The sequence below is a fragment of the Thalassorhabdus alkalitolerans genome, from assembly GCF_042656525.1.
In the GTDB taxonomy this organism is placed as follows: Bacteria; Bacillota; Bacilli; order Bacillales; family Marinococcaceae; genus Thalassorhabdus; species Thalassorhabdus alkalitolerans.
This window is the reverse complement of record NZ_JBHSOZ010000007.1, coordinates 72,441-78,440: the sequence shown is the minus strand read 5'-3', so window position 1 is coordinate 78,440 and position 6,000 is coordinate 72,441. Positions and strand designations below refer to the sequence as shown.

Sequence of the window (6,000 nt, the reverse complement as noted above, 5' to 3'; positions counted from 1 at the left end):
TTGACTTTCATTCGATTTTCAAAGGACAACTTGTTCGCCGTTTTTTGGCGACTTAACTATCATAACACCTAAACAATCACTCGTCAATAACTTTTTTGTAATTGATTAAAAGCAGTGGAACTGATTGCGTCGGACTAATAATATATCATCTGGTTATTAAAGAGTCAACTATATTTTAAAAATAAATTCACAGCACATTATCACCCTTTTTAATTCTTAAGGAAGCCCCCCTGCCCTCGTTTTGGTTATTACTTGTGCACTCTCTTTTTTAAAGGCTTGATATATCTCACGCAATCATTTGGATGAGCGAACCGGCGGTAGAGTCCAAAGATCAATTTGTACTTCTCTTCCATTGCTTTTTTCACTCTGTCGTCTATACGAGAATCTGATAAATCAAGCAGCAGCTCTTCTAACTCCCTCTTTAATATGTATTCCATTTCCTGAGCTTCTTTTCCGTTAATTAATAACCCAAGCATTTGTCCACCTCTTTTATAAAAGTAAAGTCTACTCATATCTTGTCCTCACCTGCATAAAATTATGCTAAGTGACCAGACGGAAGGGGAGCTCCTTTGATATGAGACACATTTGGGTTCTAAATGGCAAAACACTAAAGTATTATGCTCTTGCCACAGTGGCAGCCTTATTTGCTGCCAGCTTCTTATATGCAAGTCAGGCATATATACCGGCTTTTTCTACTGATGAAGGGCCAAGGGCTTTCCATAGAGCAGAGATTGATGAAAAAAAAGCCGCCTTAACTTTCAATATCAGCTGGGGTGATAAACGCGCCCTGCCTATACTTGAAATTCTTGCAGACCACAAAGTAGAAGAAGCAACATTTTTCGTCTCAGCCTCCTGGGCAGAAAGGCACCCTGATATTTTAGAAAAAATAAATGAGGCAGGATACACCATCGGCAACCACGGTTACCAATACGAGCATTATACAGAATGGGAAGAAAGTGAAATGATGCGGGATTTAAATGAAAGCCATCGCAAATTGAAGGAGGTAGGAGGAATCGAACCAGTCTACTTCCGCCCCCCTCACGGAGATTTTGATGAGAGAGTGTTGCAAGCTGTAGATCGATTCGGCTATTCTACAATTCACTGGAGTGTTGGCGGCAGTGATTGGAAAAATCCAGGAGTTGAAACAATTGTAAAAGATATTACAGAGAACACAGAACCTGGTGATGTGATTCTTCTCCACGCTTCAGACTCAGCAAAGCAGACCCATAAAGCTCTCCCTGTGATTCTTAATGACCTCTCTGAGAAAGGATATCAACTTGTTTCATTAGAAGAATTAATTACAGATGGTGAAGCGAAAACTCAAGAAATAAAGTAATAAAAAACAGCCATTTTCCATGAGGTGAAATGGCTGTTTTATATTATGCTTTCTCTTTTTGGTCTCCTGTCAATCTGTGAAGGGTCAACAACTGCCACGTATTTGCTGTCAGAAGAGGTGCCAGGTAGATCCAGAGCCACTTGGAGTCATTTACTGTTCCAACTGTTAACGCCGGAATCCACTCAATGGTTGTAATAACGTACATGAAAAAAAGAGCCGGGATAAACGTTCTTTTATTCGTGTCTCTCATTTTAAAGTAAGCAACAATTATACTGTACAGTAAGAGTAAGAAAGGCATGATCATATAACCAAAGATGGTTTCATCTCCGTCAGCATAAGCTAAGTATCTAAAATAAATCAGGTCAAATAATACAAATAATATAAGAATGACTTGAATTCGATTCCACAGCTTGACGGATTTAAATAAACCCAAAGCCAAACGATGAATAGTTAAATAAGCAAAAAAGCCCATTTGAGCCACCAGGCTTATGGCTGCACTAATACCCAGCATCCAAAGCAGGCCAAACAAAAAATTTAAGAACCCGCCATCTAAGTACGTATCTAAATCTAATAACACACCAACTATCGCTCCGCTTATTGAGCCAATAATCAGCGTAGTAAAAAACAAATAAACTACTTTCCGAGTATTCAACGCCATCCGCTCCCCTTATGTTCTTACCGTAATGATTTTATCAATCGTGTTGGGAAAAAGCTACCTTATATACTTGTTGTGCATATTTTTTCACATCTCCACTCATATTAAAGACAACTACACTACTGAAAGGAGCGTCCACGTGATGAAAGGTCTTCAAATATTATTTATCCTTGGATTGCTCGTCACATTTGCCTCCGGGTGCGCCACTGTGGAGGGAGGAGAGAACCACGGTGATTATGAAAGTACAAAAGAAATGCTGGTGGACTTATTAAAGACAGATGAAGGAAAGGCAGCCGTAAGAGAAATATTAACTGATGAAGAAGTAAGACAGGATATTGTAATGGAACAAACTTTCGTCCAAAGCACTATACAAGACACGTTAGTATCTCCTGAAGGTAAAGCATTTTGGCAGGAAACCATGAAGGATCCTGAATTTGCCCGGGCACTGGCAGAGAGTATGCGCCAGGAGCATGAAGAGCTCCTTCGGCGTATGATGAAGGACCCTGAGTACCAGGCTGTTTTGTTAGAGTTATGGCAAGACCCGGAAATGGATGATAATATTTCTGAACTCTTACGAAGCAAAGAACACAAACAGCAAATTATGAATGTAATGACAGAAGCCTTTGAGAGCCCCTTCTTTCTTGCAAAGCTCCATGATATTCTAACCGAAGTTTCTGCGGAACGCTTAGAACAGGAAGCAGCTGATCAAGAACAGCAGGAACAACAGGAACAAGAACAGGAAGATCAGCAAGGAGAAGAGGGGGAACAGCAACAAGAACAGCAGCAAGAAGGTGAAGAAGAACCCCAATAAATTCTTTGCCGGCTCTAGTTAAAAAGGCCCCACCTGCTGAGGTGAGGGCCTTTTCCTTTCTATAAAAGAAAGCTATTTACTTTCCTGCCTTTTCAATCACTTTTGAAGCGATCTCATGATAAATCTGTCCGATCTTATCGTCAGCGTCATACACGGATGGAGCAAAATCTTTCTCATCTATTTCAGGCTGCCCTAGCGGGATACGACCAAGAATGTCTGTTTTTAGCTCTTCGCTTAGTCTTTCTCCGCCACCTGTTCCAAACACATATTCCTTCTCACCAGTCAGCTTGCTCTCAAAGTAAGCCATGTTCTCCACAATACCAAGGATCTGGTGGTTTGTTTTAATAGCCATTGCCCCCGCTCTTGCAGCAACAAAAGCAGCTGTCGCATGAGGAGTAGTCACAATGATCTCCTTACACTCTGGAAGCATCGTGTGAATGTCCAAGGCAACGTCCCCTGTGCCAGGAGGAAGATCTAAAATAAGATAATCAAGTTCTCCCCACTCTACTTCATTAAAGAAGTTATTAAGCATTTTTCCAAGCATAGGCCCTCTCCAAATTACCGGAGCATTATCTTCGACGAAAAATCCCATGGAAATCACTTTTACTCCAAAACGCTCAACAGGATAAATTCTTTCTTCTACCACAGTGGGACGTTCTTCAATCCCCATCATATCTGGCACGCTGAATCCGTAGATATCTGCGTCAATAATTCCAACTTTCTTGCCCTGCCGTGCTAAGGAAGTGGCCAGGTTTACGGAAACGGTAGACTTCCCTACGCCACCTTTCCCGCTTGTTACAGCAATAAACTGTGTCTTATTCTCTTCAGAAAGAAGAGACGGCCCTGAAGCAGCAGCTGGCTGTCCTTGCTCCATGCCTCCATGCTGGCTTACTTCTTCTTTTGTCAACTCATCAAAACGGAGACCGACAGATCCTGCCCCTGCTCCTTTCACAGCGCTTACAATTTCTTGCTGGACTTTCATTTGCTCAGAAGTACCCGTTCTGGCTAATGCAACTTTCAAACTGACGTTATCCCCTTTAATCTTCACTTCTCTGAGACCGCCGGTTTCAACGATATTTTTATTTAGGTCAGGATCATTTATTCCTTTTAAAGCTTCAATTACTTGTTCTTCTGTAAGCAACACGGACACCATCCTTTGACTTTAGAAAATCTTACTATGTATAGCATACCTTTTCTCCCCTGTATTTTTCAAACAGAAAAACACCAGCTCTCATAAATTGAGCCTGGCGTTTTTTTTACTCTCTGCCTTGTGACGGAAGAAAATAAAGAGCTTCCTTCGCCAGGAAAGCCCTTAAAACCAAACTGCATTTACAATGCCAACGGCCACCACCATATAAAGAAGGTTAAGAGGAATACCTATCTTCAAATAGTCAGAAAAACGATATCCACCCGGCCCATAGACAATAAGGTTTGTCTGATACCCTATAGGAGTGGCAAAGCTGGCTGAAGCTGCGATAGCAATGGTGACAAAGAAAGGTACAGGATCAACTCCCAGCTGCGTTGCCATGGCAAGGGATATAGGAAACATGAGTACGGCCGCAGCATTGTTTGTAATGATTTCTGTAAAAACCGAGGTGAGAAAGTAAACAACCAAAATAGCGCCGATGATCCCCGCTCCAGCCGTGAGCTCTACAAAATGTTGAGCAATAAAGGCAGCTGTCCCTGTCTGCTCCAGAGCTATACCTATCCCTATCGCACAAGCGATAAGAATAAGAACATCAAATTGAATATACTTTTTTGCACCTACAAAGGTAATCGTTTTTGTCAAAAACAGAGTCAGAGAGGCAAGGACAGCTGCTTCAAACATGGAAAGTACATTAAAAGCGGCTAACAAAATCATGACAACCATTGTTACTCCAGCAATCAGGGACTTTTTTGAGTCCATGATTTCCGGCTCCTCCAGCGGTGAAACGATATAAAAATCACTTGTGTTAGACCACTTATTTACAAAGTCTTTATTTACGAGAAGCAGTAGTGTGTCCCCCGGCTTTAATTTAATATCTCCGACTTTACTGTTGATTCTCTCATCATTTCTATGAACGGCAACTATACCTGCATCATACTTACTGCGAAACTTTATTTCTTTTACCGTTTGATTCATCAAAGAAGACTGATGTGATACCACCGCTTCTACTAAGGAAGAGGTGCCGTTTTGAAGGTCTTCAAGTACAAGGTTGGTTCCTGTTTCCACCCTTAAACCCTTGATATTTTGCAAATCCACAATAGTTGAAAGGAGTCCAGTAAAAATCAAACGGTCGTTTGTTTTAATTTTATGGTAGGACGGAACAGGAACGATTCTTTCCCCGTTTCTAATCAGTTCGATGAGATAAAGGCCATTTAAGCTTCTTAGGCCAGCCTCTTCTATCGTTTTCCCCACTAAAGGTGAATTTCCTTCCACAACTGCTTCCGCCAAATATTCCTTAGAACTCTCATCAAAAGACTCTTCAGAGGTTTTCCGGTTAGGCAAAAGCTTGTATCCAATCGTAATCATGAACAAAATCGCTAAGATACTTGCAGGAAGGCCTACAATTGCAAGCTGAAACATTGAGAATCCTTCAAGCCCCTGCTCAAGCATAAAACCGTGGATAACCAGGTTAGTGGACGTACCGATTAAGGTAAGAGTCCCTCCGAAGATCGCTGCGTAAGACAGCGGGATTAAAAATTTTGAAGGTGATATATTTCGTTCTTTGCACCACTTTCGAACAACAGGGGTGAACATGACAACAATAGGGGTATTATTTAAAAAAGCAGATAAGCCAGCAATAGGAAGCATCATTTGAAAAAGAGATTTTTTAGGCCCTTTGCCAGATCCCAACGCTTTTGTTACCACCTGGTTAAGCATTCCGCTTTGTTTAATTGCCCCAGCTATAATAAAGAGGAGAGCAACAGTGAGCATGCCCTCGTTTGCAAAACCTCTTAGGGCATCTTCCGGCGCAAGTACCCCGGATAGTAAAAGAACAGCCAAAGCTGTAAAAACAATAAAGTCCGGCCGGGCTATTTCTCTTACAAGGCAAATGAGCATGATGAAAACGACTGCCATCACAAAACCTATTTCAAATGTCACTTCTCTCTCCCCCTCTCCTTCACTGCATGTATCTTTACAATTCTTATTAGTTAAGTTGGAATTAAATTTAAAAAAATTTACCAGTGTCTATTCCAGCCTTAATCAGCAGATGA

Annotated in this window: 6 protein-coding genes; 2 read left to right on the top strand and 4 right to left on the bottom strand. The window is 41.3% G+C overall.

What is annotated here, in order from left to right; all coding sequences use genetic code 11:
• Positions 1-248: 248 nt before the first annotated feature.
• The gene (locus ACFPU1_RS13700) at positions 249-476 is read right to left on the bottom strand and encodes a hypothetical protein (RefSeq protein WP_054637092.1); all 228 of its coding nucleotides are present in this window, start codon (positions 474-476) and stop codon (positions 249-251) included.
• A 98-nt stretch (positions 477-574) separates the two neighbouring features.
• Between ACFPU1_RS13700 and pdaB the strand changes: the two genes are divergently transcribed.
• Positions 575-1,336: a polysaccharide deacetylase family sporulation protein PdaB gene (gene pdaB, locus ACFPU1_RS13695; RefSeq protein WP_385942131.1), complete on the top strand. Its 762-nt coding sequence runs from the start codon at positions 575-577 to the stop codon at positions 1,334-1,336.
• 43 nt (positions 1,337-1,379) lie between these two features.
• On the opposite strand, the gene ACFPU1_RS13690 is transcribed toward pdaB, so the two are convergent.
• The gene (locus ACFPU1_RS13690) at positions 1,380-1,988 is read right to left on the bottom strand and encodes a KinB-signaling pathway activation protein (RefSeq protein WP_054637150.1); all 609 of its coding nucleotides are present in this window, start codon (positions 1,986-1,988) and stop codon (positions 1,380-1,382) included.
• Positions 1,989-2,133: 145 nt separating this feature from the next.
• On the opposite strand from ACFPU1_RS13690, the gene gerD reads away from it, so the two are divergent.
• Positions 2,134-2,802, top strand: a complete 669-nt coding sequence (gene gerD, locus ACFPU1_RS13685) for a spore germination lipoprotein GerD (protein WP_385942128.1) — start codon at positions 2,134-2,136, stop codon at positions 2,800-2,802.
• Positions 2,803-2,878: 76 nt separating this feature from the next.
• Here the strand turns inward: gerD and ACFPU1_RS13680 are convergent, their stop codons facing one another.
• Together ACFPU1_RS13680 and ACFPU1_RS13675 are read right to left on the bottom strand one after the other, a co-directional pair.
• Positions 2,879-3,943, bottom strand: coding sequence for an Mrp/NBP35 family ATP-binding protein (locus tag ACFPU1_RS13680; RefSeq protein WP_385942139.1), 1,065 nt, complete (start codon positions 3,941-3,943; stop codon positions 2,879-2,881).
• Positions 3,944-4,114: 171 nt separating this feature from the next.
• A complete protein-coding gene (locus tag ACFPU1_RS13675) occupies positions 4,115-5,887 on the bottom strand; it encodes an SLC13 family permease (protein WP_385942125.1) in 1,773 nt (590 codons plus the stop codon).
• Positions 5,888-6,000 lie beyond the last annotated feature (113 nt).